Genomic DNA, 23,708 nt, shown 5'->3' with positions numbered 1-23,708 from the left:
CCCGACGCGGATTTCGGACCCGGGTCGGACCGACGAAACCGTCATCGAACCGCGTCGCGTTCGGCCTCGATCCGCTCGACGTAGGCGTCGGTGACGGCGTCGAAAATCGCCTCGCCGGCCTCGGCGGTCGCTTCGTCGGGATCGCCCAACACGCCGTTTTCGGTGATCGATTCGAACCCCTCGCTGAGCAAGCGCGCGGTGGAGATCGATCCCTCCGGCCCCGCCTCGAGCCGATCCGTCCGGACCGATCCCTCGTCGATCGCGAGGATCATGGCTGTTTCGGCGGCCCCGGCGTGGATGACGTCCTCCTGGTAGTCGATCCCGGCGTCGCGGAGCCCCTCGTTCAACAGGGCCATGTGGTCGTCGAGGTCCGCGAGCGCGATCACGTTCGCGTCGATCTCGCGGGCGATGTCGGGCGCGACGGTCGAGACCGGCGCGAAGTTCCCGCCGTGGGTCGGCACGAGGACGACGTGCTCGAACCCGTGGTCGTCCAGGGAGCGGCAGTAGGCGCGGATCAGATCCATCAGCGTCTCCGGCGGGACCGTGATCGTGCCCGGAAACTCCATGTGGTGGCCGGAGCACCCGGGACGAATCGTCGGCGCGGCCAGCGCGTCACCGAGTTCTTCGGCGATGCGCCGCGAGAGCTCGTCGCCGTCCAACGCGTCCATGTTCAGCGGCAGGTGGGGTCCGTGCTGCTCGATCGAACCGACCGCCACGATCGCCGTTCGTCGTCCGTTCTCGAGCGCCGTTTCGACTTCCGGCCAGGTACGCTCCTCGAGGCGAACCGAACTGGGGGCAGACATTTCCTGGTTCGGCAGAATTGGTCAACGAAAATACGTCTTTCGTGCGCGCCGTCGCCGTCGACCCGGACGGTGTCCCGTCGCGCGTCTCGTCAGGGCACTTATTTCTCCGGAGCCCCTTCGTCCAGCTATGAACTGGCAGGCGGACTGGGGATTACGCTTCCGGATGTTCCTGACGATGTTTCTGCTGTTCGCGCTGTACATCGTCTTCGCGGGCGTAATCGCCGCGTACATGGGTAGTTTCGTCGTCTTCGTCGTCCTGTTCGGCGGGATGTCGCTGGTCCAGTACTACTTCAGCGACACGCTCACGTTGCGGAGCATGGGTGCGAAGACGGTCTCGGCCGACGAGTATCCCGAACTGCACGCGTCGATCGAGCGGCTCTCGCAGCAGGCCGACCTCCCGAAACCGAAGGTCGCGGTCGTCGACTCCGAGGTGCCGAACGCCTTCGCGACCGGCCGCAACCAGAAGAACGCGGCCGTCTGCGTGACGACGGGGATCATGCGCACGCTCGATCGGGACGAACTCGACGGCGTGCTCGCCCACGAACTCGCCCACGTCAAGAACCGGGACATGATGGTGATGACCATCGCCTCGTTCCTCTCGACCATCGCGTTCATGATCGTCCGCTGGGGCGCGTTCTTCGGCGGCGGTCACGGCCGCGGCCGGCAGGGCGGGGGCGGCGGCATCGTCGTCGCTATCCTCGTCTCGCTGGTCGTCTGGATCATCAGCTACCTGCTCATCCGGGCGCTCTCGCGGTACCGCGAGTACGCCGCCGACCGCGGCGCGGCCGCCATCACCGGCAACCCCTCCGCGCTCGCCTCGGCGCTGCTGAAGATCTCCGGCGAGATGGACAAGGTGCCGAAGGAGGACATGCGCGAGGAGGCCGAGATGAACGCCTTCTTCATCATCCCGATCAAGTCCGGCGTCGTCGGCCGCCTCTTCAGCACCCACCCGCCGACCGAGAAGCGCGTCGAACAGCTCCGCTCGCTCGAGCGCGAACTCGCCGCGTAATCGAGAGCCCCGGACGTTCACTCTGATCGACGCGCCGACCGCTTCTCCCGAACACGTTCCGTTCGAGTTGGACTCATCCCTCCCGGGTATTCGCATGGCGGCGATTACGTAAGCGTGAATCGACGGACCGTACCGGCATGGTCGAACCGATCGGTCACGTCGCGATGGCCCTCCTCTTCGCGGTCCCAGCGTGGCTCCTGTGGGGGCGCCGTCCCGCGGTCACCTTCGCCGTCCTGACGCAGGCGACGGCGCTGCTCCCCGACGTCGATCTCTTCCTCCGAGAGCACTTCGTGCACCCGTTGCTCCAGCACCACGGGATCACCCACACGGTGCCGTTCATGCTGGCCGTGGGCGTCGTCTTCGGCGTCGGCGCCGCGTACGCGTTGACGCCCGTCCTGAACGCCAATCGGCTGATCCACAGCGACTCGATCACCCCGGGGACGACGTTCGTGTTCACGACGGCGGCGTTCTGGGCCGGCGGGCTCAGCCACATCGGGGTTGATCTGCTCTCGGCCGAACCGGACGCGGGGATCGCACCCCTCTGGCCGCTGTACCGCGACGAGGTCGTCCTCAATATCGTCGCCTACGACTCGACGCCGGTGAACCTCGGATTGATCGTCATCGCGCTCGTCGTTCACGTCGCCCTCTACCGCGCCGAGCGGTATCCCTACGAGACGCGGTGGCGCGTCGGCTGATCGCGAACGATGCTTTCTATCCGGTCGCCTTCGAACGGTAACGTATGGGACTACTCGACGGACTCCGCTCCGTGCTCGGCTTGCGCGCCGAGACCGACGCCAGACGCGACGCCGACCCCGAGGACCTGTTCGGGATGAGCACCGCCTACATGACGATGGAGGCCGATCTGGGCTACGAGTCGGCCGACGTCGGCGCACTCTGTTTCTCCGGCGTCGACTCGGCGAGCTTTCGCGACGCCGTCGACGAGGTCGAGGCCATCCTCGAGGCCGGCCGCGAGGAGACCGGCACCGAGTTCTCGGTCACCAGCGACGACCACGGCTACCACTGGGTCGTCCTCCGAGACGACGACCCGGAGGACCTCATCACGAGCATGCACTTCGCCGCGGACACGTTCATCGAACGCGGCTACGGCTCGCGGCTGCTCGCGGCGGTGTTCGCCTACGAGAAGGGCGATGCCGCTTTGCGGCATCGAGACGGAGGCGGCGAAGCCGCCGAAGTGACGGAGCCCGCCTACTGGATCTACTCGTTCCGCCGCGGCCGATTCTATCCGTTCGCCCCCCGCTCGGGCCGGGAGCGCGACTCGAGCGCGGAGTTCAAACTCGAGTCGACACTGGACGGCGAACTCGAGATCGAACGCGACAAGGAGTACTGGTATCCGCTCTGGCCCAGCGAGGGCGGGACCCACCCTTGGGAGTGAGCCGGCCGAGCGTCGGTCGTCGTTCTCGCGCTTTCGACTCGAGCGCGCTGTCCCTGCCGAACCGCCGTTCGGGCCGATACCAAATCGTGTTGGCATCACCGCTATGCCCGACCACGCCATACTCGGAGACACGGCAGGAATCACTCCAAGCCACATCATCACCAACTGCGCCATACACCAGTTGCCCCCCCTTTTCCTGCCGCTTCCCACCCGTTTCCGGTAGTCACGGCCTCGAACAGCGTCGCGTCTGTCCGACCGCTCGCGTCCGTTTCTCGGCGTCCGATCACCGGTCAGTCGTCCGTTCGGAACCACGGGTAGACGGCTGACCCGCTCGGCCGGAGTACCTATAGTCGCGGCTCCGTATTACCGAACGACCGGTGTAATGAGAGGTGTTTCCAACCCGCTCGCGGGCCGGCTCCTCGTCGCTGCAGGGTTCGTTCTCTCGGTGTTCCACCTGACCACCCTCGTCGACCTGCGGGGGGCGTCGGCGCGGGCGCTCGTCGCGGTGACCCCCTTCCTGCTGTCTCTCGGACTGGTCGCCGTCGGCGTCCCGCTCGCTCGAGGCCGGCTGTTCTCCGCGCGGTTCGCCGGGCGGATACTGGCGTGGACCTGCGCGGGCGTGCTGGCGCTCTCGGCGCTTGGCGCGTGGCTGTTCGCCGCGACCGTCGCCGGCAGGGTCTCGCTTTTGAACCCGCTCGCGGCGATGGTCAACGTCGCGACCGTCGGCGCGCTCGTCGGCCTGCTGGTCGGTATCTACGACGTCCGGGGGCTGGAGCGCCAGCAGTCGATCGAACAGTTAAATCGGATCAACGACACGCTTCGGATCGCGACGCGGGAGCTGGTGGACAAGACGGAGCGGGCGGAACTCGAGCAGGCGGTTTGTGACCAACTGAGCGAATCCGATCCCTACGAGGCCGTCTGGATCGGCCGGTACGACGAGGGCGACGCCCACGTTCGCCCCGCGGCGTGGTCCGGGTTCGACGACGAGTACTTCGAGTCGCTCGAGGTTTCGGTCGACGACAGCCCGACCGGAACCGGCGCCGGCGGGCGCGCGATCAAGACTCGCGAACTTCAGTCCGTGCCGAACGTGTTCGAGGATCCGACGATGGAGCCGTGGTGGGACCAGATGGAGAGCCACGGCGTCGAGTCGCTCGCGGTCGTCCCGATCGATCACGGCGACACCGTCTACGGGTTCTTCAGCATCTACGCGGACCGCCGGAACGTGTTCGGCGACCACGAGCGGGAGGTGCTCGCGGAACTCGGGGAGACGATCGGTCACGCCATCGCCTCGATCGACACGCGCGAGCGCCTCGCGGAACGCGAGCGCGAACTGGCCCGGCAGAACGAGCGGCTGGACGCGTTCGCCGGCGTCGTCTCCCACGACCTCCGAAACCCGCTGAACGTCGTGGCGGGCAACCTCGAGCTCGCGCTCGAGGAGCACGACGACGACTCCCTCCATCAGGCCGCGGATGCGCTAACCCGGATGGACGCCCTCATCGGCGATCTGTTGACGCTCGCGCGACAGGGCAAGCTGGTCGACGACTGCACGCGCGTCCCGTTTCGTCCCGTCGTCGAGGCGGCGTGGTCGACGGTCGGGACGTCCGCGGCGGCGCTCCGGATCGACGGCGACCTCGGCGTCATCTCCTGCGACCGAGACCGACTGCAGCAGCTCCTCGAGAACCTGTTTCGAAACTCCCTGGAGCACGGCACGACGAACGGCCGGCCCGCGGCCGACGAGGGCGCGGAACGCACGGCGAGCGCCGACCCGGCGGTGACCGTGACCGTCCGCCGGACGGACGAGGGGTTCGTCGTCGAAGACGACGGCCCCGGAATCCCGGCCGCGAGTCGCCAGTCGGTGTTCGAAATGGGGTACACGACGAGCGATTCGGGTACCGGGTTCGGACTCAACATCGTCCGAAGCATCGCCGAGGCCCACGGCTGGAACGTCTCGGTCGGCGAGAGCCCTTCGGGGGGCGTCCGCTTCGAGTTCACCGGTCTCGAGTCGACCGAGTTGGAGTCCGCCTCCTCCTGACGAGCGGGTTCGATCCGGCGAGTTCGAGCGGCGGCATCGATTCGCCGCGGTCGCATCGATTAATACCCGTCCGTTCGGTAGCACCATCCAGTGAGCGACTGGAACCAGTTCAAGGGCGACCCGCACCGTTCGGGCGTCCGTCGCGACGCAGCGGGACCGGACCGCGTCACGAAAGCCTGGACGGCCGACCTCGCCGGCCCGCCGGAGTCGCCGGTTCTCGACCGGGACACCGTCTTCGTCGGCACGCGGCGGGGCGACTGCTACGCTTTCGAGCGCGAGACCGGCCGCCGTCGCTGGACGGTCGAGACCGAAGGCGAAGTGAAGACGGCGCCGGTCGTCGGACGCGACGGCCTCTACCTCGCCGTCGGCGACGGGATCGTTCGCGCGCTCGACCCCGGGACAGGCGAGCAGCGCTGGGAAACCGAACTCGCGGGCGCGCTCGAGTCGCCGCTCGCGCTGTCCGACGGCCTGCTCTACGCCGGCCACGCGGCCGGCCTCTCGGCGCTCGAGGCCGAGACGGGCACCCGCGTCTGGACCCACGAGACCGAGACCGCGGTCGCCGGCGCGCCGGCGGTCGACCGCGCCGCGGACCGGGAGCGACGGGAGTGGGGAGCGGACCCCGACGAAACGGAGATCGACCTGCTGTCGCTCGACGACGCCGAGATGGACGAGGGGGTGGTCGACCGGGATCGAGTCTACGTCGGCACCGACGCCGGGACGGTGATCGCGCTCGAGGCTGACACGGGCGAGAAACTGTGGAACGCACCGACCAGCGGCGCGATCGTCGACGGGCCGACGGTCGCCGACGGACGGGTGTACGTCGCCGACGAGGACGGCACGCTGGTCGCGTTCCACGCCGACACCGGGCAGTCGTGGTTCACCTACGAGATCCGGGACGCGTTCACGTCGTCCCCGACCGTCCTCCCCGCGGCCGACGCGACGTTCGCCGGCGCCGCCGACGGCTACCTCCACGTCACCGACACCACCTTCGGCCGGCGCAAACTGCGGGGGTGGCTGTTCTCGAAGCAGGGCGTCGCCCTCGACGGCCCGGTTCGCTCGAGTCCCGTCGTCGCCGGCGACGTGCTCTGTATCGGCGACGCCACCGGCTCGCTGTACGGCGTCGACGTCTCCGGCGACGCCGAGGACTGCGATCTGGACTGGTTCGTCGACCTCGAACGCGGGGTCGCGGGAACGCCCGCGCTCGCCGCCGACGCGCTGTTCGTCGGAACCGACGACGGTCGGCTCCACCGCCTCGAGTGGGAGTCCGATCGGTCGACGCCGTGACCGGCCGAGAACCGCTCGTTTCGTCCGCGGTTCGGTCTCGGTATTTCTGATAAACCTGCTGATGGATCCGCGAGCGACCCCCGTGCCCGCCCACAGTTTCACTTTCACTTCCCTGTTAACGAGGGTTTATGAGGGGTCCGGCACAAGGAGTGGATATGCCTGAAGCAGACCTCGAGACGCTCCCCGGCGTCGGACCGGCAACCGCAGACAAGCTCCACGACGCTGGCTTCGATTCCTTCCAGAGTCTCGCCGTCGCCTCGCCCTCGGAACTGTCGAACACGGCGGACGTCGGCGAGTCCACCGCGTCCGACATCGTCCGCGCCGCCCGCGACGCGGCCGACATCGGCGGCTTCGAGACCGGCTCGACCGTCCTCGAGCGACGAAACGAGATCGGCAAACTGAGCTGGCACATCGACGAGGTCGACGACCTCCTCGGCGGCGGCATCGAGACCCAGTCGATCACCGAAGTCTACGGTGAGTTCGGGGCCGGCAAGTCCCAGGTCACCCACCAGATGGCGGTCAACGTCCAGCTACCCAAGGAGGTCGGCGGCCTCCACGGCTGTGCGATCTTCGTGGACAGCGAGGACACGTTCCGCCCCGAGCGAATCGACGACATGGTCCGCGGCCTGCCCGACGAGGCCATCAACGCGACGCTCGAGGACCGCGAGATCGAGGGCTCGGCCGACGACGAGGCCGCCGTCGACGAACTCGTCGAGGACGTCCTCGACAAGATCCACGTCGCGAAGGCGTTCAACTCCAACCACCAGATGCTGCTGGCCGAGAAGGCCAAGGAACTCGCGGGCGAGCACGAGGACTCGGAGTACCCCGTCCGCCTGCTCTGCGTCGACTCGCTGACCGCCCACTTCCGCGCCGAGTACGTCGGCCGCGGTGAACTCGCGGACCGACAGCAGAAGCTCAACAAGCACCTCCACGACTTAGACAAGGTCGGCAACCTCTACAACACCGCCGTCATCGTCACGAACCAGGTCGCCTCGAACCCCGACTCGTTCTTCGGCGACCCGACCCAGCCGATCGGTGGCAACATCCTCGGTCACAAGTCCACGTTCCGCATCTACCTCCGCAAGTCCAAGGGCGACAAGCGGATCGTCCGCCTGGTCGACGCGCCGAACCTCGCCGACGGCGAGGCCGTCATGCGCGTCCAGGACGAAGGCCTGAAGCCGGAATAACGCGCCGTTCCGCGTTCGATTTTCGTTTTTCGGTCGGTTACGCGAGCGCCTCGAGCGAGACGCTGATCGTCTCGTCGCCGTCATCGGAACCGGCCGCTTCCGATTGGCTCGCGGGAGTGGTTCGAGACGCCTCCGGCGTCTCGTCATCACGAGAGGCGCTTTGCGCCTCTCGAACGACTTCGCCCTCGAGAACGTCGACCGCGACGGTGACCTCGTACCCTGCGTAGTCGAACGCGACGCGACCGGCGCGAGGATGACCACGTCTGGTCGGTGCGAACAATTCGTCCAGCGCTTCGGAGTCGATCACGTCCCACAGCGGCGGCAGCGTCAGCGGATCGCAGCGTTCGACGTCGCTCACCGCGTCGACGACGGCTTCGGTTATCGAGTCGGACGGCGGGGAGTCCGTCGACAGCGAGCGGATAATCATCGAAAACGGTACGCTCCGTGTTAGTATATAGCTGTCTGTGGCCGCAATCGGTCGCGAAATTCGAACTTCAGCTATTCTGCGACCGTCTCCCGAGTGAAATCCTCGACCGGCCGATCGAATTCCCCGGTCCGCTGTCAACTCGATCCTGTGCCGTCCGCCCCACCGTTCTCGTAGGATGGTGAACATATTCGGCATCCGGTGTTCCACCGAGTTCCGTTCAGGCCTTCTACCGTCGAATATCGGGGCCGTCAGCCCATCCGGCATATATTTTAGGTTGGCCTAAAAATCGGTGCACTTTTATCGGTTTAGGTTGGCCTAAAGGTCGTATGCCGGACCTGAAATATCAACCGGATCGTCTCGATGACCGATCGGCGACGCGAGGTGTGCAGCCGTGATCGGTGACGGTTCCGACGCGGACGACCTCCTCGCCCAGCAGGCCCGCCGCGAGTCGAACGCGCGGACCTATCCGCGGTCGCTGCCGCTGGCCATCGACCGCGCCGAAGGCGCCGTCATCGAGGACGTCGACGGAAACGAGTACGTCGACTGCCTCGCGGGCGCCGGGACGCTCGCGCTCGGGCACAACCACCCCGCGGTCGTCGAGCGAATGGAGGAACTGCTCGAACGCGGCCGGGCGGTCCACACGCTCGATCTGACGACGCCGGTGAAAGAGCGGTTCGTCGACCGCCTGCTCGAGAGCCTCCCCGACGAGTTCGCCGCGAACGCGAAGGTCCAGTTCTGTAGCCCGGCCGGGACGGACGCCGTCGAGGCCGCGCTGAAACTCGCCAAGACGGCGACGGGGAACCGGTCGATGCTGGCCTTCCAGGGCGGCTACCACGGGATGACCAACGGCGCCCTCAGCCTGATGGGCGACACGGAAGCGAAGGAGCCGATTCCGGGACTGATGCCGGACGTCCACCACCTGCCCTACCCCCACGCCTACCGCTGCCCGTTCGGGCTGGGCGGTGAGGACTGCTGGCGGACGAGCGCCGAGTACGTCGAGCGGACGCTCTCGAACCCCGACAGCGGGATCGTCGACCCCGCGGGGATGATCGTCGAGCCGGTTCAGGGCGAGGGCGGCGCGGTGCCGGCGCCCGCCGAGTGGCTCCGGGAGATGCGCCGGATCACCCGCGAACGGGACATTCCGCTGATCGTCGACGAGATCCAGACCGGACTCGGCCGCACGGGCGAACTGTACGCGGTCGAGCACGCGGACGTCGTTCCCGACGTGATGACGCTCTCGAAGGCCGTCGGCGGCGGACTCCCGCTCTCGGTCGTCGTCTACGACGAGTCGCTTGACGTCTGGGAGCCCGGCGCCCACGCCGGCACGTTCCGGGGTAACCAGCTCGGAATGGCCGCCGGCGTCGCCACCATCGAGCACGTCCTCGAGAACGACCTCGACGACCGCGCCGCCGAGATGGGCGACCGGCTGCGGGACCACCTCGAGGAGACGGCCGCGACCGTCGACGTCGTCGGCGACGTCCGCGGGCGCGGGCTCATGCTCGGGATGGAACTCGTCGATCCCGACGGGGAGCCCGACTCGCTCGGGCACTACCCCGCCGACGGAGACCTCGCGTCGGCGGTCCAGTCGGAAGCGTTCGACCGCGGCCTGATCGTCGAGACCGGCGGCCGCCACGGGAGCGTCGTCCGGTTCCTGCCGCCGCTGACGATATCGAAATCGCAAGTCGACGAGGTCGGCGAAATCGTCCGCGAGAGCGTTCGCGCGGTCGTCGCCGACGATCGGGCGCCGACGGAGGTGCCGACGTGACGGGCCAGCGCAGGGCGGTCGACCGGGACCGATCTCCCGCCGCGGACGCCGACCCGACGCCGCCGCCGACGGCCGCGACCGCGTTCCTCGGCGGCCCGGACGGCAACGCCGCCTACGCGGACGCGATCGACCGGGCGCGGGACGTCCTCCTCGAGTCGTTCGCGACGGCCGAGGGCCCCTACGCGGGGACCGACCACGGGGCGCTTCGCGAGCGACTGGCCGACCTGGAGGTCGTCCCCGACGACGGATCGTCGATCGAGGACGCCCTCGAGACGGTCGCCGACGACGTGCTCGCGGACTCCGTTCGCGTCCACGATCCCGGCTGCGTCGCCCACCTCCACTGCCCGCCGACGGTCCCGGCGCTGGCCGCGGAGCTGTTGCTGTCGGGAACGAACCAGTCGATGGACTCGTTCGACCAGGCGCCCGCGGCGTCCGTGCTGGAAGAGCGGGTCGTCGACGCCTGCTGTGACCTGTTCGACTACCCGACCGGCGCGGACGGCGTCTTCACGGGCGGCGGCACGGAGTCGAACTTCCTCGGCCTCCTGCTCGCCCGCGACTGGTACTGCGAGCGGCGGTTCGACCGCGACGTCCAGACGGAGGGGCTCGGACCCGAAGCGGTATCCGACCTCCGCCTCCTCTGCTCGGACGCCGCCCACTTCACCGCCGAACAGGCCGCCCACCACCTCGGGCTCGGCGAGGACGCGGTCGTCTCCGTCCCGACCGACGGCGACCGACGGATCGACCTCGAGGCGCTGGATGCGACCCTCGAGCGCCTCGAGGCCGACGGCCGCCACCCGTTCGCGATCGTCGCCACGGCCGGGACGACCGACTTCGGCAGCATCGATCCGCTCGCGGCGCTGGCGGACCGAGCCGCCGACCGCGACCTGTGGCTCCACGTCGACGCCGCCTACGGCGGGGCGTGCGCCATCAGCGACCGGCTACGGCCGAAGCTCGAGGGTATCGATCGCGCCGACTCCATCGCCGTCGACTTCCACAAGCTGTTCTACCAGCCGATCAGTTGCGGGGCCTTCCTGCTCCGCGACGGCGACCGCTACCGGCACCTCGAGCGCAACGCGGCCTACCTCAACCCCGAGCGCGACGACGCGGCCGGGGTGCCGAACCTCGTCTCGAAGTCGACCCGGACGACCCGCCGGTTCGACGCGCTGAAGCCGTTCGTGACGTTCAACGCTCTCGGCCGGACGGGCGTGGCCGACTGCGTCGAGTACGTCTGCGAGCTGGCCGACGCGGTCGCCGACGAGATCCGGGCCGACCCGGCGCTGGAACTGTGTTGCGACCCCGAACTGAGCGCGGTGGTCTTCCGCTACCGGCCGGACGACGAATCCGGATCCGGTCCCGATTCCTCCTCCACCGCCGCCGCCGTCGACCGCGTGAACCGGGCGATTCGCGACGAGCTGTTGGCCGACGGCGAGGCCATCCTCGCCCGCACCGAGGTCGACGGCACCGCCGCGCTGAAGCTCACGCTCCTGAACCCGCGAACGACGCTCTCCGACCTTCGAGGCGTCCTCGAGGCGGTCGTCGACCGCGGCGAGGCGCTCGAAACCGACCGAGAGGTGATCGATTCCGCATGAGCCCACGACAGACGACACCCGAGACCGACGAACACGGCGTCGACGCGACGCGAATCGCGCGCGAGGCCACGCTGCACAGCTTCCTGAACTGCTACCGCCACGAGACCGGGGTCGGCGAGTTCGTCCCGGCTTCGGAGGCGCCGATCGACCGCGAACCGGCCAGCGGGCAGGTGCTGCGGATCCCGCTGGCGAGCCAGGGGATCGAGTGTTTCGTCCCCGTCGACTACCGGTCCCCGACGGGCCGCCACCTGTTCGATCTGCCCGCCGCCTACCGCGCCGCAACCGGCGCGGGAGAGGGCGATTCGACCGCCCTCGAGTCCGGCGGCGAACCGGTCGAACTGGACTACACCACGCTGGCGACGCTCGCGACGAAGGAACTCGAACTCGAGCGGGGAGCCGACCCGAACCGCGACGACCTCATCGAGCGGGTCGTCCGCTCCTGCCGGAACGTCGAGCGGTACGTCGACGCCCGCGCAGGCGACGAAGAGACCCTGTACGGAACGGACTTCACCTTCCGTGAGGCCGAACAGTCGCTGGTCTTCGGGCACCTCCGTCACCCGACGCCGAAGAGCCGCCGGGGGATGGAACGCGACGCCGAGCGCTACGCCCCCGAACTCGAGGGCTCGTTCCCGCTGCACTACGTTCGGGCCGACCCCTCGATCGTCGAGAGCGGGTCCGCGCGCGACGACTCCGCCGCGGCGTGGGTCCGCGAGGCGCTTCGCGAGGACCCGACCGTCGACGAGGCGTTCCTCGAGCGCCTCGCGGACGACGACGTGCTCCTGCCGGTCCATCCGTGGCAGGCCGAGCGGCTGTTCGAGCGCCCCGAGGTACGGGATCTGGTCTCCGCGGGCAAACTCGAGTCGCTGGGAGAACTGGGACGGGAGTTCCACCCGACGACCTCCGTGCGGACGCTGTACGCGCCCGACTCGCCGTTCATGGTCAAGGGCTCGCTCGCCGTCGAGATCACCAACTCGCTGCGGACGAACAAGCGGCCGGAACTCGAGCGGGGGGTCGCCATTTCGGACCTGCTGGCGACCGAGCTCGGCGACGACTTGCGCGATCGGTTCCCCGACTTCGACGTGATCCGTGATCCGGCCTACCTGACGATCGATCCCGACGCGCTGGGCGTCGAGGGCGACGAATCCGGCTTCGAGGTCGTTCTCCGGGCGAACCCCTTCCGGGGCGAGGACGTCCGGCGGGCGACGCCCGTCGTCGCGCTCTGTCAGGACGCGATCGGAGACGGGACCTCCCGACTCGGTCGCGTCGTCGCCTCGATCGCCGAGCGCGAGGGCCGCGACGCCGCCGCGGTCAGCGAGGAGTGGTTCCGCCGCTACCTCGAAATCTCGGTGCGACCGCTGCTGTGGCTCTACCTCGAGCGGGGGATCGGGCTCGAGGCCCACCAGCAGAACAGCGTGCTCACGCTGGACGAGGCGGGCTACCCCGACGAGTTCCGCTACCGGGACAACCAGGGCTACTACTTCCCCGAGAACGCCTACGACCGCGTCGAGGCCGTCTGTCCCGGCATCGGCGAACGCGCCGGCACCGTCTGCCCCGACGCGGTCGCCGACGAGCGGATCCGCTACTACGTCGTGCTCAACAACGCCCTCGGCGTGGTCAACGCCTTCGGGACCGCGGGACTGGTCGACGAAGAGCGGCTGCTCGCCGTCCTCCGCGAGGAACTCGAGTCCCTGCGGAAGTTCGACCGGCCCGGAACGTCGATCCTCGACCCGCTGCTCGAGTCCGACACGGTGCCGCGCAAGGCGAACCTGCTGACTCGCTTCCGCGGGCTGGACGAACTCGAGGCCTCCTCGCTCGACGAGCAGTCGGTCTACGCCGACGTGCGGAACCCGCTCGCCGACCCGCCGGCGGACGGTTCCACTGACGCGGCCGACTCGCCGGACGCGCCGGAGCCTTCGAGTACTACGACGAGACGATCGACCGTCACATCGGGTTCCGCCCGGTCGACCTCGAGCGGGATCTGGGTCGCCTGCACGCCTGGCTCGGTTCGGATCACGTCAAGCCCTACTGGCGACTCGACGAGCCGCTGCCCGAGTTCCGGGCGACGCTCCGCGAGAAGCTCGCGGACGACCACCAGACGCTGTACGTCGGCTGTCTGGATCACGTGCCGATGAGCTACTGGGAGCGCTACTGGGTCGCTGAGGACGACCTGGCGGCCTACTACGACGCCGACCCCGCCGACCAGGGAATTCACCTCCTGATCGGCCCCGAGGAGTATCTCGGGCAGGGGTACGGGACGGCGCTGCTCCGGGCGATGATCGCGTTCCAGTTCCGCCACCCCGAGACCCGGCGGGTCGTCGCCGAACCCGACGCCCGCAACGACGCGGTGCTGGCGGCCGCCCAACGGTGTGGCTGCGAGCTCGAGCGCCGGTTCGAGTTCGCGGAGGAGGAGAAGACGGCCAGGCTCGTCGTCTGCGAACGCGCGTTCCAGTTCCGCCACCCCTGAGACCCGGCGGTCGTCCGAACCCGACGCCCGCAACGACGCGGTGCTGGCGGCCGCCCAACGGTGTGGCTGCGAGCTCGAGCGCCGGTTCGAGTTCGCGGAGGAGGAGAAGACGGCCAGGCTCGTCGTCTGCGAACGCGAGCGGTTCGAACGCGAGGTCTGGCCGCCGGGCGCGACCGCGGACGAGGCGGCGCCGCGACGGCCGGAGGTGAGCGACGATGACTGAGGACGACGGCTCCGTGCCCGTCGTCGACGGCGACGACGACGCGTCCGAACCCGTCATCGATCGCGGTCGCTACGACGTCCTCGGCGTCGGTCTCGGGCCGTTCAACCTCGGGCTCGCGGCGCTGCTCGACGGCGCGGATCCCGACTGCGACCTCGAGGCCGTCTTCCTCGAGCGCGAACCCGAGTTCGCCTGGCACGAGGGGATGCTGATCGAGGGGGCCACGCTCGAGGTGCCGTTCCTCGCGGATCTGGTGACGATGGCCGATCCGACGAACCCCTACAGCTTCCTCAACTACGTCCGCGAGCGGGATCGGATCTACGAGTTCTACTTCTACGAGACGTTCCAGATCCCCCGCCGCGAGTACGACGACTACCTGCGCTGGGTCGCCGAGACGGTGCCGACGACGCAGTTCGGCCGGGAGGTGACGAGCGTCGAGTACGAGGCTGCGGACGCGGACAGCGGGCGTGACGGTGCCGACGAAACGGCCGACGCCGGGACGTTCGTCGTCGAGGCCGTCGCCCCCGAGACGGGCCAGCGCTACCGCTACCGGGCCGACGATCTCGTCATGGGCGTCGGCTCCCGGCCCGCGCTGCCCGAGTTCGCACGCGACTACGCCGACGGGGACTCCCCCCTGTTCCACACCGCCGACTACCTCGACCGTCGCGCGGACGTCCTCGAGGCCGACTCGATCACCGTCGTCGGCTCCGGGCAGAGCGCCGCCGAAGTCGTCCTCGACCTGCTCGAGCGCCAGTCCGGGCGCGGGTTCCGACTCGACTGGCTCACCCGCTCGGACGGCTTCTTCCCGATGGAGTACTCGAAGCTCGGGCTCCAGCACTTCACGCCCGAGTACACGGAGTACTTCTACGACCTGCCCCAGTCTCGCAAGGACGAGTTGCTGCCCGACCAGGACCTGCTGTACAAGGGGATCGATCCCGAGACCAGCGAGCGGATCTACGACACCCTCTACGAGCGCTCGATCGGCGACCGCGACCCCGACTTCGGGATGCTCGCGACGACCGCGGTCCGCGATATCGAGCGCCTCGAGGGCAGCTACTGGCTCGAGTGCGAACACCGCCAGCAGGACCATCGGTTCGCCCTCGAGACCGACGCCGTGATCTTCGGAACGGGCTATCAGCGGCCGACGCCGACCTTCCTCGAGTCGATCGCCGACCGGATCGCGTTCGACGACCGGGGTCGGTTCCAGGTGAGCGAGGACTACCGCCTCGAGGGGGACCTCGGCGGGGCGGACGACGCCGGCGGTCGCGTGTTCGTCCAGAACGCCGAGATGCACACCCACGGCGTCGGCACGCCGGACCTCGGACTCGGCTGTTACCGGAACGCGGTCATCATCGAGCGACTCGCCGACCGCGAGGTGTACCCGATCGATCGGGACACCGTCTTCCAGGACTTCGACGTCGAACGGTTCGCCGACCACGCGCCGGTTCGCACCGACGCGCCGCGATCGCTTGCACCTGATACGGAGTAACCCATGCAGAATCCACGACACGACACCGAGACGGAGTACGGACTCGACGGTATCGACACGCTAGACGACGTGCTGACCGAGGACCGCTGGGCCGACGTCGGGCAGGAGCTGCTCGCGAAGATCCTACGGGAGTTCACCTACGAGGATCTGATCGAACCCGAACCGGTCGACGGCGACCGAGCCGATGACGACTCGGACGGCGAGTGGACTACCTACGAGATCGACCTCGAGGGAACGCGCTACCGCTTCGACGCCGTCGAGCGGTTCTGGGACACCCTCGGCGTTCGCGCCGATTCGATCGAGCGCGACGCCGGCGACGGGTTCGAACCCGCCGACGACCCTCTCGAGTTCGTCGTCGACATCGAGCCGACGATCGACATGGACTCGATCACGGCCAGCCACCTCGTCCGCGAGTACACGAACACGCTGCTCGCGGACGCCCACATCGACGCCGCGGACGGCGACGAGACCGACGCCGAGAAATCGGTCCTCGACATGTCCTACGCCGAGATCGAGGGCGAGATGACCGGCCACCCGTGGCTCACGTTCAACAAGGGCCGAGTCGGCTGGGGGTACGACGACTACCGCGACTACGCGCCCGAGCGCGCCGAGTCGATCCGGCTCTCGTGGTGTGCCGTCTCTCGCGAGGCGGCCGAGTTCGTGAGCGTCGAGGGACTCGACCACGAGTCGCTGCTCGAGTCGGAACTCGGAAGCCACTACGGGCGGTTCCGCGCGGAACTCGAGGACCGCGGGCTCGACCCCGACGACTACCGCTTCCTGCCGGTTCACGACTGGCAGTGGGAGAACACCGTCGTACCGCTGTTCGGCAAACAGATCGCGACGGACGACATCGTGCCGCTGGGGCGGGGTCCCGACGAGTACCTGCCGATGCAGTCGATCCGGACGTTCGTCAACGCCGACGAGCCCGGTAAGCACAACGTGAAGCTCCCGATGATGATCAGCAACACGTTAGTCTGGCGCGGGCTCCCCGGCGAGCGCACCGAGGCCGCCCCGCTGGTCACGGAGTACGTCAAGGACGTTCGGGACTCGGACCCGTTCCTGCGCGACGAGTGCGAGGTCGTCCTCCCCGGCGAGATCGCCGGCGTGAACTTCGATCACCCGACGTTCGACGCGCTCGAGGCCCCGGCCTACCAGTACAAGGAACTGCTTGGCACCGTCTGGCGCGAGAGCGTCACGGGCCTGATCGACGACGGCGAGCGGGCGATGACCCTCTCGTCGCTGCTACACGTCGAGGACGGCGAACCGGTCGTCTCGAAGCTGGTCGCCCGCTCCGACCTCGAGCTCTCCGAGTGGCTCGACGAGCTGTTCGCCACGATGCTCCCGCCGCTGCTGCACTACCTCTACCGGTACGGGACCGCCTTCTCGCCCCACGGCGAGAACACGATCCTCGTCCTCGAGGACGACCGGCCGTCGCGCCTCGCCGTCAAGGACTTCGTCGACGACGTCCGGACCTGCTGGCCCGCCATCACGACTACCCGGAGGAACGGTTCTGGGGGCAGGTCCGGGCCGCGATCGAGGACTACCACGAGCGGTTCCCCGAACTCGAGGATCGGTTCGAGCTGTTCGACCTGCTCGAGCCGACGCTCCCGAAACTGACGCTGAACCGCAACCGGATCGTCGATTTCGGTTACGGCGACCGCCCCGAGCGGCCCCACGCCATCGAGCACGGCACCGTGCCGAACCCGCTGTCCGAAGTCGACCCCGACCGGTGACCTGAGCGGTCCGCGGCTCGGAGACGGACACGCTCCCCATCGTTACGGACGCGACCGCAGCGGCGGCGCCGCTCGTACGTCTCGACCGGATCGAACCGATCGCGACGGCGGCCTCGATCATCGACGCCATCTCGGAGCCGTCCGAAAACCGCGTGTGCGTGTGGAGGTCGTACCGCGGGGCCGGGTCGTCGCCGCGCTCGCAGTCCGACCCGCCGGCGCCCTCAGGCCGACGGCGCATTCCGCTCCTCCTCGTCGCCGGCCACGTCGACGAGGCGCTGTCCTTCCAGCTTCGGCACCGCGGTGTGGACGTCGATCCGCTTGCTGTACTCGAGCAGGTCGCGAACGCGGATGTCGGCCTTGTCGACGCACTTCGCCAGCTTGCCGGCCTCGATGATCTCCTGGTAGGCGGCGAGCTCCGCCTCGCTCGGCGGGTTCCCGTCGAGATAGCGCCGGACGAGCACGGCCCCGACGGTGTCCTCCGGCGACGGCTTCAGCTCCGACCCCGCGGCGACCGGGACGGTCGGTTTGTCGTCGCCGCGCAGGTGGTCGGCGACGGCGGCCGCGTTCGCCGTCGCGCCGATGTAGACGTCGACGTCGTCGCCGCCGCGCTTGCGCAGGTCGGTGACCGCGGCGCCGCCGTTCGTCGACGTGATCGCGGTCGGTCGACCCTCGACGTCGACCTCGTGGACGTAGCTGGGCGAGTTGAAGAAGTCGTACCCCTCCGTCGGCGTGTAGTCGTCGGTGCTGCCGCCGCCGATCTTCGCGTCCGGGTGGTCCTTCCGGAACGCGAACTCGTCGCCGCGTTCCTCGGGCACGTGAACGCACTCGGCGCCGGCGGCGAACAGTTCCAGCACGGTCGTCGAGTAGTGGGTCACGTCGATGACGACGTAGTTGGCCGGTTCGGGCTCCTGCGGGAGCTGTCCTCGAGACGGGATCAGCCCGTCGGCGTACTGTGCGTCGATCTCGAGCGGTGGCTGCGAGGCCATACTCCGTCATTCCACGACTCGACCGTGAACTCGTATATGTGGCGTACGGACCGAACCCCGTGCTAAACAGTGTCCTATGTTTGACTGTAGATCGTCGCGCTTAGCCGCCCGGGGCGGCGATCGAGACGACGGCCGGTGACCCGACGAGGAACGCGATGTCGAACGAACGCTTGGAATCGAGCGCGGACGGCGGAATTGACCGCGAACGAAAAAGGGACGTCGGGACCGTCGAGTTTCGAGGCCTCGGCTCCGTCGATCGGTCAGCCGGTACCGCGCGATGCTGCCGCCGAAAGCCGCTCAGTCCTCGGTCGTCGTCTTCTCGACGTCGAGTTCGCCCTGGTAGATCTCCGCACCGTCCTGGGCGACCTTCTCCGCCAGAACAGCACATTTGACCCGCATCGGCGAGATGTCGACACCGAGCATGTCGATGACGTCGTCGCGGTTCATCTCCTGGAGCTCCTCGAGGGTCTTCCCGCGGAGCTCCTTCGAGAGCATGCTCGCGGAGGCCTGGCTGATCGCACAGCCGTCGCCCTTGAACGCGACGTGCTCGATCGTCTCCTCGTCGTCGCCGAGCTTGACGTCCATGCGAATCTCGTCGCCACACATCGGGTTCTCGCCGATATGGGTGAACGTCGGATCCTCGAGCTCCCCGTAGTTACGGGGGTTCTTGTAGTGGTCGAGGATCTGCTGTCGGTACATATCCGAGCCCAGTCCCATTGGTAGTCCCGAATAGACGCGAGAGTTGTAAAAGGGTTCCGGGGCCGACGCTGCTCCGGTATCGCGAGCGGTCCGACTGCGGTCACAAACGGGCGCTACTCGGCGGACGCGTCGCTGGCGTCGGTACAGTTCTCCCTCGACGCGGCCCATCGACCGCGGGAAACGGTTGGCGGTCGATACCGCTACGGCGATCCCTGGTCGACGGGGGGATTGAGGTAGCAGGCATCGATGACCACGAGCGCGCCGATAGTCGCCGCGACGAACATCGCGTGCACTACCGGCAGGCGCAGAACGTGTGCCGCGACCAGCGCAACCGTAAACGCGACCGGGACGACCCCCAGGAGGAGGTCGTACCGGCTGGCCTCGGCGAGAACATCGACCAGGGTCTCGAAGGGATCCCGTCCGGGACGACCGAGCGTACTCTCTTGCATCGTTCTCACCTCGGCAGGGACTAGTACCGGAGCGATCACCAAAAACCCTACGCGAGTTTGTTGTTGTTTCAGAATTGATGGCTCGAGGATCGATCGGCTCGGATCGAATCAGCGCTCGCCGGTCAGTTCGGCGTCGAACTGCGCGACGTACTCGCGGACGAACGCCGCGCGCCGCTCGGCGAGTTCGCGACCGACGTCGGTGTACATCCGCTCCGGGAGCTCGAGGATCTTCTTGTGGAGGTGGTTGTACTGCGTGGCGCCCGATGCGGTCTCGTCGTCGGCGACCGGCACCGCGGGATCGTGGATCTCCTGGCCCAGCGCGCCGCCGTAACTGAACGTGCGCGCGATCCCGACCGCCCCGAGCGCGTCGAGGTCGTCCGCGTCGCTGACGATCTCGGCCTCGAGGGTCTCGGGTTCGACGGCGTTCGAATAGCGGTGGGCGCGCACGCAGTGGGCGACGGCATCGATCGTCGCCGGATCGGCGCCGACGTCCTCGAAGATGCGACGCGACTCGCGGGCGCCCCACACCGCGTGGTCGTCGATCTCGCCGGCGTCCTCCCTCTCGCGGCCGATATCGTGGAGGGAGACGGCGAGGCGCACGACCCGCTCGTCGATTCCGTCGCTCGGATGGCGGTCGATCAGCGTCTCGGCGAGTGTCTCGACGCGTCGGACGTGGTGCCAGTCGTGGGCCGGCGGGGCCGCCTGGAAATAGCTGCGCGCGCGGGTTCGGACTGCCTCGAGCATAGCCGTCGCTTTTTCCGAAGGGAAATAAACGCGCCGTCCTCGAGCGGTCGAGGTCGCCACTCCGCGGTCGGGTTCGCGGCGACGCCGATCGGAGCGACCGATTGCAGACTACTACCGCGAGCGCGCTCGGTCGGAACTCGCGTCGGTTCGGCCCGTCGTAAATATCAACCAGATACTACTAGATCGTTTTATACTCGATCGTCAGAGGAGTAACTATGGGACGACGACCGCAGGAAATCGTCACGAGCGCGATACTGCTTTCCGTCGTCGGCTACGTCGCGTGGCCGTGGCGGGGCGGCGACGCCTGGAAGTGGTTCCTGTACCTCCCCGAGGCCGCGAGCGGGGACGCGGCGATCCTGGCGTTGGCGATGCTCGGAACGGGGGTCGTCGGCTTTTCGCTAACGGCGGTCGCCGGGCTGCGACTGTCGAACCTCGCTATCGGCGGCGTCCTCGCCTACGTCTGCTGGATGGCGGTCTTGACTGCGTTTTTCACGTTACACGATCCCCTGCCGTACGTCGTGTACGGGCAGGTGCTCGTCGGCGTTCTCCTCGGCGCCGCTCTCGAGACGGCGATCGACCGTCGGTCGAATCTAGCGAACCGGACGCGATCGCCCTGACCGGTTTCGTCGGACGGATTCCGTCGCGTCACACCCGTGTCCGGGTCCGGTCACGCTCCCTCGAGCACGGACGTCCGTAGACACGCGGCCGACGCGGGACAGAGGTCGTCGAACTCGGCCGTCTCCCGAATCGCGGGCGGCGCGTCGGCCCGTTCGACGTACTCGTAGCCTCGAGTCGCGAAGAACTCGGCCGCGGTCGTCGTCAGTAGGTACAGCGTTTCGACGCCGGCGGCTCGAGCCCGCCGCTCCAGCGCCGCACAGAGGGCCGCGCCGTACCCGTTGCCTCGCGCCGATCGCTCGACGACGATCGAGCGGAGCAGCCCGTCGGTGCCGTAGCGCTCGAGGCCGCCGATACCGATTCGCTCGTCTCCGTCATAGCCGACGTAGAACCGCGCAGGCGACGACCGGACGTCCGCCGACGGCAACTCCTCGTCCGACAGCAGGCGCTCGACGTACGGGAGGTCGCTCTCGTCGGCCCGCCGAAGTACGACCGTCACGCTGCTCGTGCTCGTGGCACCCACGCGAGTCGACTAATACCTTCGCCGGATCGCGGTTCAACCGGGTCAAATCGACGGAGTGCACCCGGACGCGTCGTATCGAAGTTCGACGAGTCCGCTCTCGAACGACGTACACTCGACCGTCTCGAGGGCGCGTTCCGTACCGTCATCGCCGAAGAGGCGGATACCGCCGCCGAGCAACACCGGAACGACCGTCAGCCGGATCTCGTCGACGAGTCTCTCCCGAAGAAACGACTGCGCGAGCGCCGCGCCGCCGACGAGCCAGATGCGGTCGTACCGTTCCTCGAGCCCGTCGACCGACTCGCGGAGATCGCCGGCGACCAGTTCGACGCGGTCGGTCGCGAGCGGGAGGTCCCGGCTCGTGACGACGAACGTCGGTCTCTCGCCGTAGGGCCACTCGTCGAACGACAGGATCTGTTCGTACGTCCGCGAGCCCATGACGAGGCAGTCGACGCCGGCAAAGAACGCCTCGAAACTCCCGTCGTCTTCGCTCTCGTCGTCGCTCGCGTACTCCTCGAGCCACTCGACGCCGCCGTCTTCGGTCGCGATGAACCCGTCCAGACTGGCGGCGATGTACAGCGTGACGGTCCCGCGGGTCATCGCCGCGTCTAGGTCGCCGACGGCGATAGCTCGCGCGGTTGTTCGAGGGCCTCGGCTCCTCGAGTGGGTAGTAGAAGACGCGAAACCGAAATCGTGGACGATATCGCGGGGACTGAGAACCGATTACGCGAACAGCTCGCGAGCGTCCTCGAGCGCCGCGACCAGCTTGTCGACCTCCTCGCGCGTGTTGTAGACGTAGAACGACGCTCGAGTCGAGGCCGGCACGCCGAGCTTGTCGTGGAGCGGCTGGGTACAGTGGTCGCCGGCCCGGACCGCGATCGTGTGGTCGTTCATGATCGAGGCAAGGTCGTGGGCGTGGACGCCCTCGACGTTGAAGCTGACGAGGCCGCCGCGGTCGGGGCCCGGCTCGGGGCCGTAGATCTCGACGTCGTCCTCGCTCTCGAGTTGCTCGTAGGCGTAGCGGGCGATCTCCTCCTCGTGGGTCTGGATGCGCTCCATGCCGATGTCCTCGAGCCAGTCGATGGCGGCCTCGAGACCGACGGCCTCGGCGATCTGGGGCGTGCCGGGCTCGAACTTCCAGGGGAGGTCGCCCCACGTGGACTCCTCGTAGGTGACCTTCCGGATCATGCCGCCGCCGTAGAGGTACGGCTCCATCTCCTCGAGGAGGTGCTGCTTGCCGTAGAGGACGCCGATCCCGGTGGGGCCGGCCATCTTGTGACCGGAGAAGGCGTAGAAGTCGGCGTCGATGGCCTCGACGTCGACGGGGCGGTTGGGGACCGCCTGCGCGCCGTCGATGAAGGAGAGCGCCCCGTGTTCGTGGGCGAGATCAGTGAGTTCGGAGACGGGATTGACCGTCCCCAGCGTGTTCGAGACGTGGACCGCGGAGACGATGGCGGTATCGTCGTCGATGAGTTCGCGGGCGTGGTCCATGTCCAGACGGCCGTCATCGTCGATGCGGATGTACTCGACGTCGGCGCCGGTCTTCTCGCCGATCTGTTGCCACGTGACCAGCGAGGCGTGGTGTTCCATCTCCGTGAGGACGACCCGATCACCGGGGCCGAGTTCGTTCAGGCCCCACGCGTAGGCGACGAGGTTCTCGCTCTCGGTCGTGTTCTTGGTGAAGATAACCTCCTCGCGGCCGTCGGCGTTGATGAACTCGGCGACGCGGTCGTGGGCCTCCTCGTACATGATGGAGGCCTCCTGGCTGAGGTGGTGGATCCCCCGGTGGATGTTCGCGTTGGACTCGCGGTAGTAGTCGCTCATCGCGTCGACGACCGGGTCGGGGGTCTGGGTCGTCGCCGCGTTGTCGAGGTAGACGACCTGCTGGCCGTCGAACTCGCGCTCGAGGATGGGGAACTCGTCGCGAATCGCTCCGACGTCGAGCGACTCGAGGTTCTGTTGACTCATTGTCTACCCGGAGGAACCCCAGACAAAACACTCCTTCGGTCGAGGCACTCGAAGCCGTCGTCTGCGACGGACGATGCGCGAAAAACGGGATGCGGGAAGCGGTGGATAGTGGACGGAGTGGTGGGGAGTGGTTTGGGAATGGTGGGTCGGTGGGTGGGTGCCTCGGCAGGGATGTTGTCGAATCGTCCAGTATCCCGCCCTGCCATCTTCGTGTTCTCTTTCGATCGACATATCGATGTTCCCAAACTGTTTTGGGATTCTGTTGGAACGCCGACTCGAGTCTCCGATTGCGGGCGTAGTCGGTCTCGAACGGTCGTTCTGCGGAGGGCATT

Annotated in this window: 21 protein-coding genes and 2 pseudogenes; 14 read left to right on the top strand and 9 right to left on the bottom strand. The window is 68.0% G+C overall.

The window, feature by feature from the left end:
- Positions 1 to 41: 41 nt before the first annotated feature.
- Positions 42 to 803, bottom strand: coding sequence for a creatininase family protein (locus HTZ84_RS16350; protein ID WP_174681647.1), 762 nt, complete (start codon positions 801 to 803; stop codon positions 42 to 44).
- Positions 804 to 930: 127 nt separating this feature from the next.
- Here HTZ84_RS16350 and htpX point away from each other — a divergent pair, with 127 nt between their 5' ends.
- From htpX to radA, 6 genes are all read left to right on the top strand, one after another.
- Positions 931 to 1,812 carry a zinc metalloprotease HtpX gene (htpX, locus tag HTZ84_RS16345; RefSeq protein WP_174681646.1) on the top strand — a complete coding sequence of 294 codons (882 nt, stop codon included), beginning with the start codon at positions 931 to 933 and terminating at the stop codon, positions 1,810 to 1,812.
- 137 nt (positions 1,813 to 1,949) lie between these two features.
- The gene (locus HTZ84_RS16340; protein ID WP_174681645.1) at positions 1,950 to 2,507 is read left to right on the top strand and encodes a metal-dependent hydrolase; all 558 of its coding nucleotides are present in this window, start codon (positions 1,950 to 1,952) and stop codon (positions 2,505 to 2,507) included.
- Positions 2,508 to 2,551: 44 nt separating this feature from the next.
- A complete protein-coding gene (gene pspAB, locus HTZ84_RS16335) occupies positions 2,552 to 3,205 on the top strand; it encodes a PspA-associated protein PspAB (RefSeq protein ID WP_174681644.1) in 654 nt (217 codons plus the stop codon).
- 382 nt (positions 3,206 to 3,587) lie between these two features.
- Positions 3,588 to 5,237, top strand: coding sequence for a sensor histidine kinase (locus HTZ84_RS16330; protein WP_174681643.1), 1,650 nt, complete (start codon positions 3,588 to 3,590; stop codon positions 5,235 to 5,237).
- A gap of 90 nt (positions 5,238 to 5,327) precedes the next feature.
- Positions 5,328 to 6,521 (top strand): outer membrane protein assembly factor BamB family protein, encoded by a 1,194-nt coding sequence (locus HTZ84_RS16325; protein WP_174681642.1) that lies wholly within the window; start codon positions 5,328 to 5,330, stop codon positions 6,519 to 6,521.
- A 155-nt stretch (positions 6,522 to 6,676) separates the two neighbouring features.
- Entirely contained in the window at positions 6,677 to 7,708 is a 1,032-nt protein-coding gene (gene radA, locus HTZ84_RS16320; protein WP_008893013.1) for a DNA repair and recombination protein RadA, read from the top strand.
- Between the two features lie 37 nt (positions 7,709 to 7,745).
- Here the strand turns inward: radA and HTZ84_RS16315 are convergent, their stop codons facing one another.
- A complete protein-coding gene (locus HTZ84_RS16315) occupies positions 7,746 to 8,135 on the bottom strand; it encodes a HalOD1 output domain-containing protein (RefSeq protein WP_174681641.1) in 390 nt (129 codons plus the stop codon).
- Between the two features lie 391 nt (positions 8,136 to 8,526).
- Between HTZ84_RS16315 and HTZ84_RS16310 the strand changes: the two genes are divergently transcribed.
- The 7 genes and pseudogenes from HTZ84_RS16310 to HTZ84_RS16280 all read left to right on the top strand — a co-directional run bounded on the left by HTZ84_RS16310 (position 8,527) and on the right by HTZ84_RS16280 (position 17,395).
- Complete coding sequence (locus HTZ84_RS16310; protein ID WP_174681640.1) at positions 8,527 to 9,900, top strand: diaminobutyrate--2-oxoglutarate transaminase; 1,374 nt, start codon at positions 8,527 to 8,529, stop codon at positions 9,898 to 9,900.
- Entirely contained in the window at positions 9,897 to 11,489 is a 1,593-nt protein-coding gene (locus HTZ84_RS16305) for a pyridoxal phosphate-dependent decarboxylase family protein (RefSeq protein WP_174681639.1), read from the top strand. The genes HTZ84_RS16310 and HTZ84_RS16305 overlap by 4 nt, the downstream gene beginning before the upstream one ends.
- Positions 11,486 to 13,390: pseudogene (locus HTZ84_RS16300) on the top strand (IucA/IucC family protein); the annotation flags it as partial. The gene HTZ84_RS16305 and the pseudogene HTZ84_RS16300, both read left to right, overlap by 4 nt.
- Positions 13,391 to 13,422: 32 nt before the next feature.
- Positions 13,423 to 13,953, top strand: coding sequence for a GNAT family N-acetyltransferase (locus tag HTZ84_RS16295; protein WP_174682607.1), 531 nt, complete (start codon positions 13,423 to 13,425; stop codon positions 13,951 to 13,953).
- Positions 13,954 to 13,993: 40 nt separating this feature from the next.
- Complete coding sequence (locus HTZ84_RS16290) at positions 13,994 to 14,176, top strand: hypothetical protein (protein WP_394353279.1); 183 nt, start codon at positions 13,994 to 13,996, stop codon at positions 14,174 to 14,176.
- Positions 14,169 to 15,662, top strand: a complete 1,494-nt coding sequence (locus tag HTZ84_RS16285) for a lysine N(6)-hydroxylase/L-ornithine N(5)-oxygenase family protein (protein ID WP_174681638.1) — start codon at positions 14,169 to 14,171, stop codon at positions 15,660 to 15,662. Before HTZ84_RS16290 ends, HTZ84_RS16285 begins: the two co-directional genes overlap by 8 nt.
- A gap of 3 nt (positions 15,663 to 15,665) precedes the next feature.
- Positions 15,666 to 17,395 (top strand): annotated as a pseudogene (locus HTZ84_RS16280) (IucA/IucC family protein).
- A gap of 221 nt (positions 17,396 to 17,616) precedes the next feature.
- Here HTZ84_RS16280 and HTZ84_RS16275 read toward each other — a convergent pair.
- The 4 genes from HTZ84_RS16275 to HTZ84_RS16260 form a co-directional block, all read right to left on the bottom strand.
- Complete coding sequence (locus HTZ84_RS16275) at positions 17,617 to 18,381, bottom strand: 2-phosphosulfolactate phosphatase (protein WP_174681637.1); 765 nt, start codon at positions 18,379 to 18,381, stop codon at positions 17,617 to 17,619.
- Between the two features lie 297 nt (positions 18,382 to 18,678).
- Positions 18,679 to 19,098, bottom strand: coding sequence for a Fe-S cluster assembly sulfur transfer protein SufU (gene sufU / locus HTZ84_RS16270; RefSeq protein WP_008893003.1), 420 nt, complete (start codon positions 19,096 to 19,098; stop codon positions 18,679 to 18,681).
- A gap of 182 nt (positions 19,099 to 19,280) precedes the next feature.
- Positions 19,281 to 19,529: a hypothetical protein gene (locus HTZ84_RS16265; protein WP_174681636.1), complete on the bottom strand. Its 249-nt coding sequence runs from the start codon at positions 19,527 to 19,529 to the stop codon at positions 19,281 to 19,283.
- A 108-nt stretch (positions 19,530 to 19,637) separates the two neighbouring features.
- Entirely contained in the window at positions 19,638 to 20,273 is a 636-nt protein-coding gene (locus HTZ84_RS16260; protein WP_174681635.1) for an HD domain-containing protein, read from the bottom strand.
- Positions 20,274 to 20,488: 215 nt separating this feature from the next.
- Between HTZ84_RS16260 and HTZ84_RS16255 the strand changes: the two genes are divergently transcribed.
- On the top strand, positions 20,489 to 20,890 hold the full coding sequence (locus tag HTZ84_RS16255; protein ID WP_174681634.1) for a hypothetical protein: 402 nt from the start codon (positions 20,489 to 20,491) through the stop codon (positions 20,888 to 20,890).
- Between the two features lie 50 nt (positions 20,891 to 20,940).
- Here HTZ84_RS16255 and arsN2 read toward each other — a convergent pair whose 3' ends face one another.
- From arsN2 to HTZ84_RS16240, 3 genes are all read right to left on the bottom strand, one after another.
- Positions 20,941 to 21,411 (bottom strand): arsenic resistance N-acetyltransferase ArsN2, encoded by a 471-nt coding sequence (gene arsN2, locus HTZ84_RS16250; RefSeq protein WP_174681633.1) that lies wholly within the window; start codon positions 21,409 to 21,411, stop codon positions 20,941 to 20,943.
- A gap of 42 nt (positions 21,412 to 21,453) precedes the next feature.
- Positions 21,454 to 22,008 carry a dihydrofolate reductase family protein gene (locus tag HTZ84_RS16245; RefSeq protein ID WP_174681632.1) on the bottom strand — a complete coding sequence of 185 codons (555 nt, stop codon included), beginning with the start codon at positions 22,006 to 22,008 and terminating at the stop codon, positions 21,454 to 21,456.
- A gap of 123 nt (positions 22,009 to 22,131) precedes the next feature.
- Positions 22,132 to 23,376 carry an aminotransferase class V-fold PLP-dependent enzyme gene (locus HTZ84_RS16240; RefSeq protein WP_174681631.1) on the bottom strand — a complete coding sequence of 415 codons (1,245 nt, stop codon included), beginning with the start codon at positions 23,374 to 23,376 and terminating at the stop codon, positions 22,132 to 22,134.
- Between the last annotated feature and the right edge of the window lie 332 nt (positions 23,377 to 23,708).

Source organism: Haloterrigena gelatinilytica, assembly GCF_013342145.1.
In the GTDB taxonomy this organism is placed as follows: domain Archaea; phylum Halobacteriota; class Halobacteria; order Halobacteriales; family Natrialbaceae; genus Haloterrigena; species Haloterrigena gelatinilytica.
This window is presented reverse-complemented; position numbering and strand designations above follow the sequence as displayed.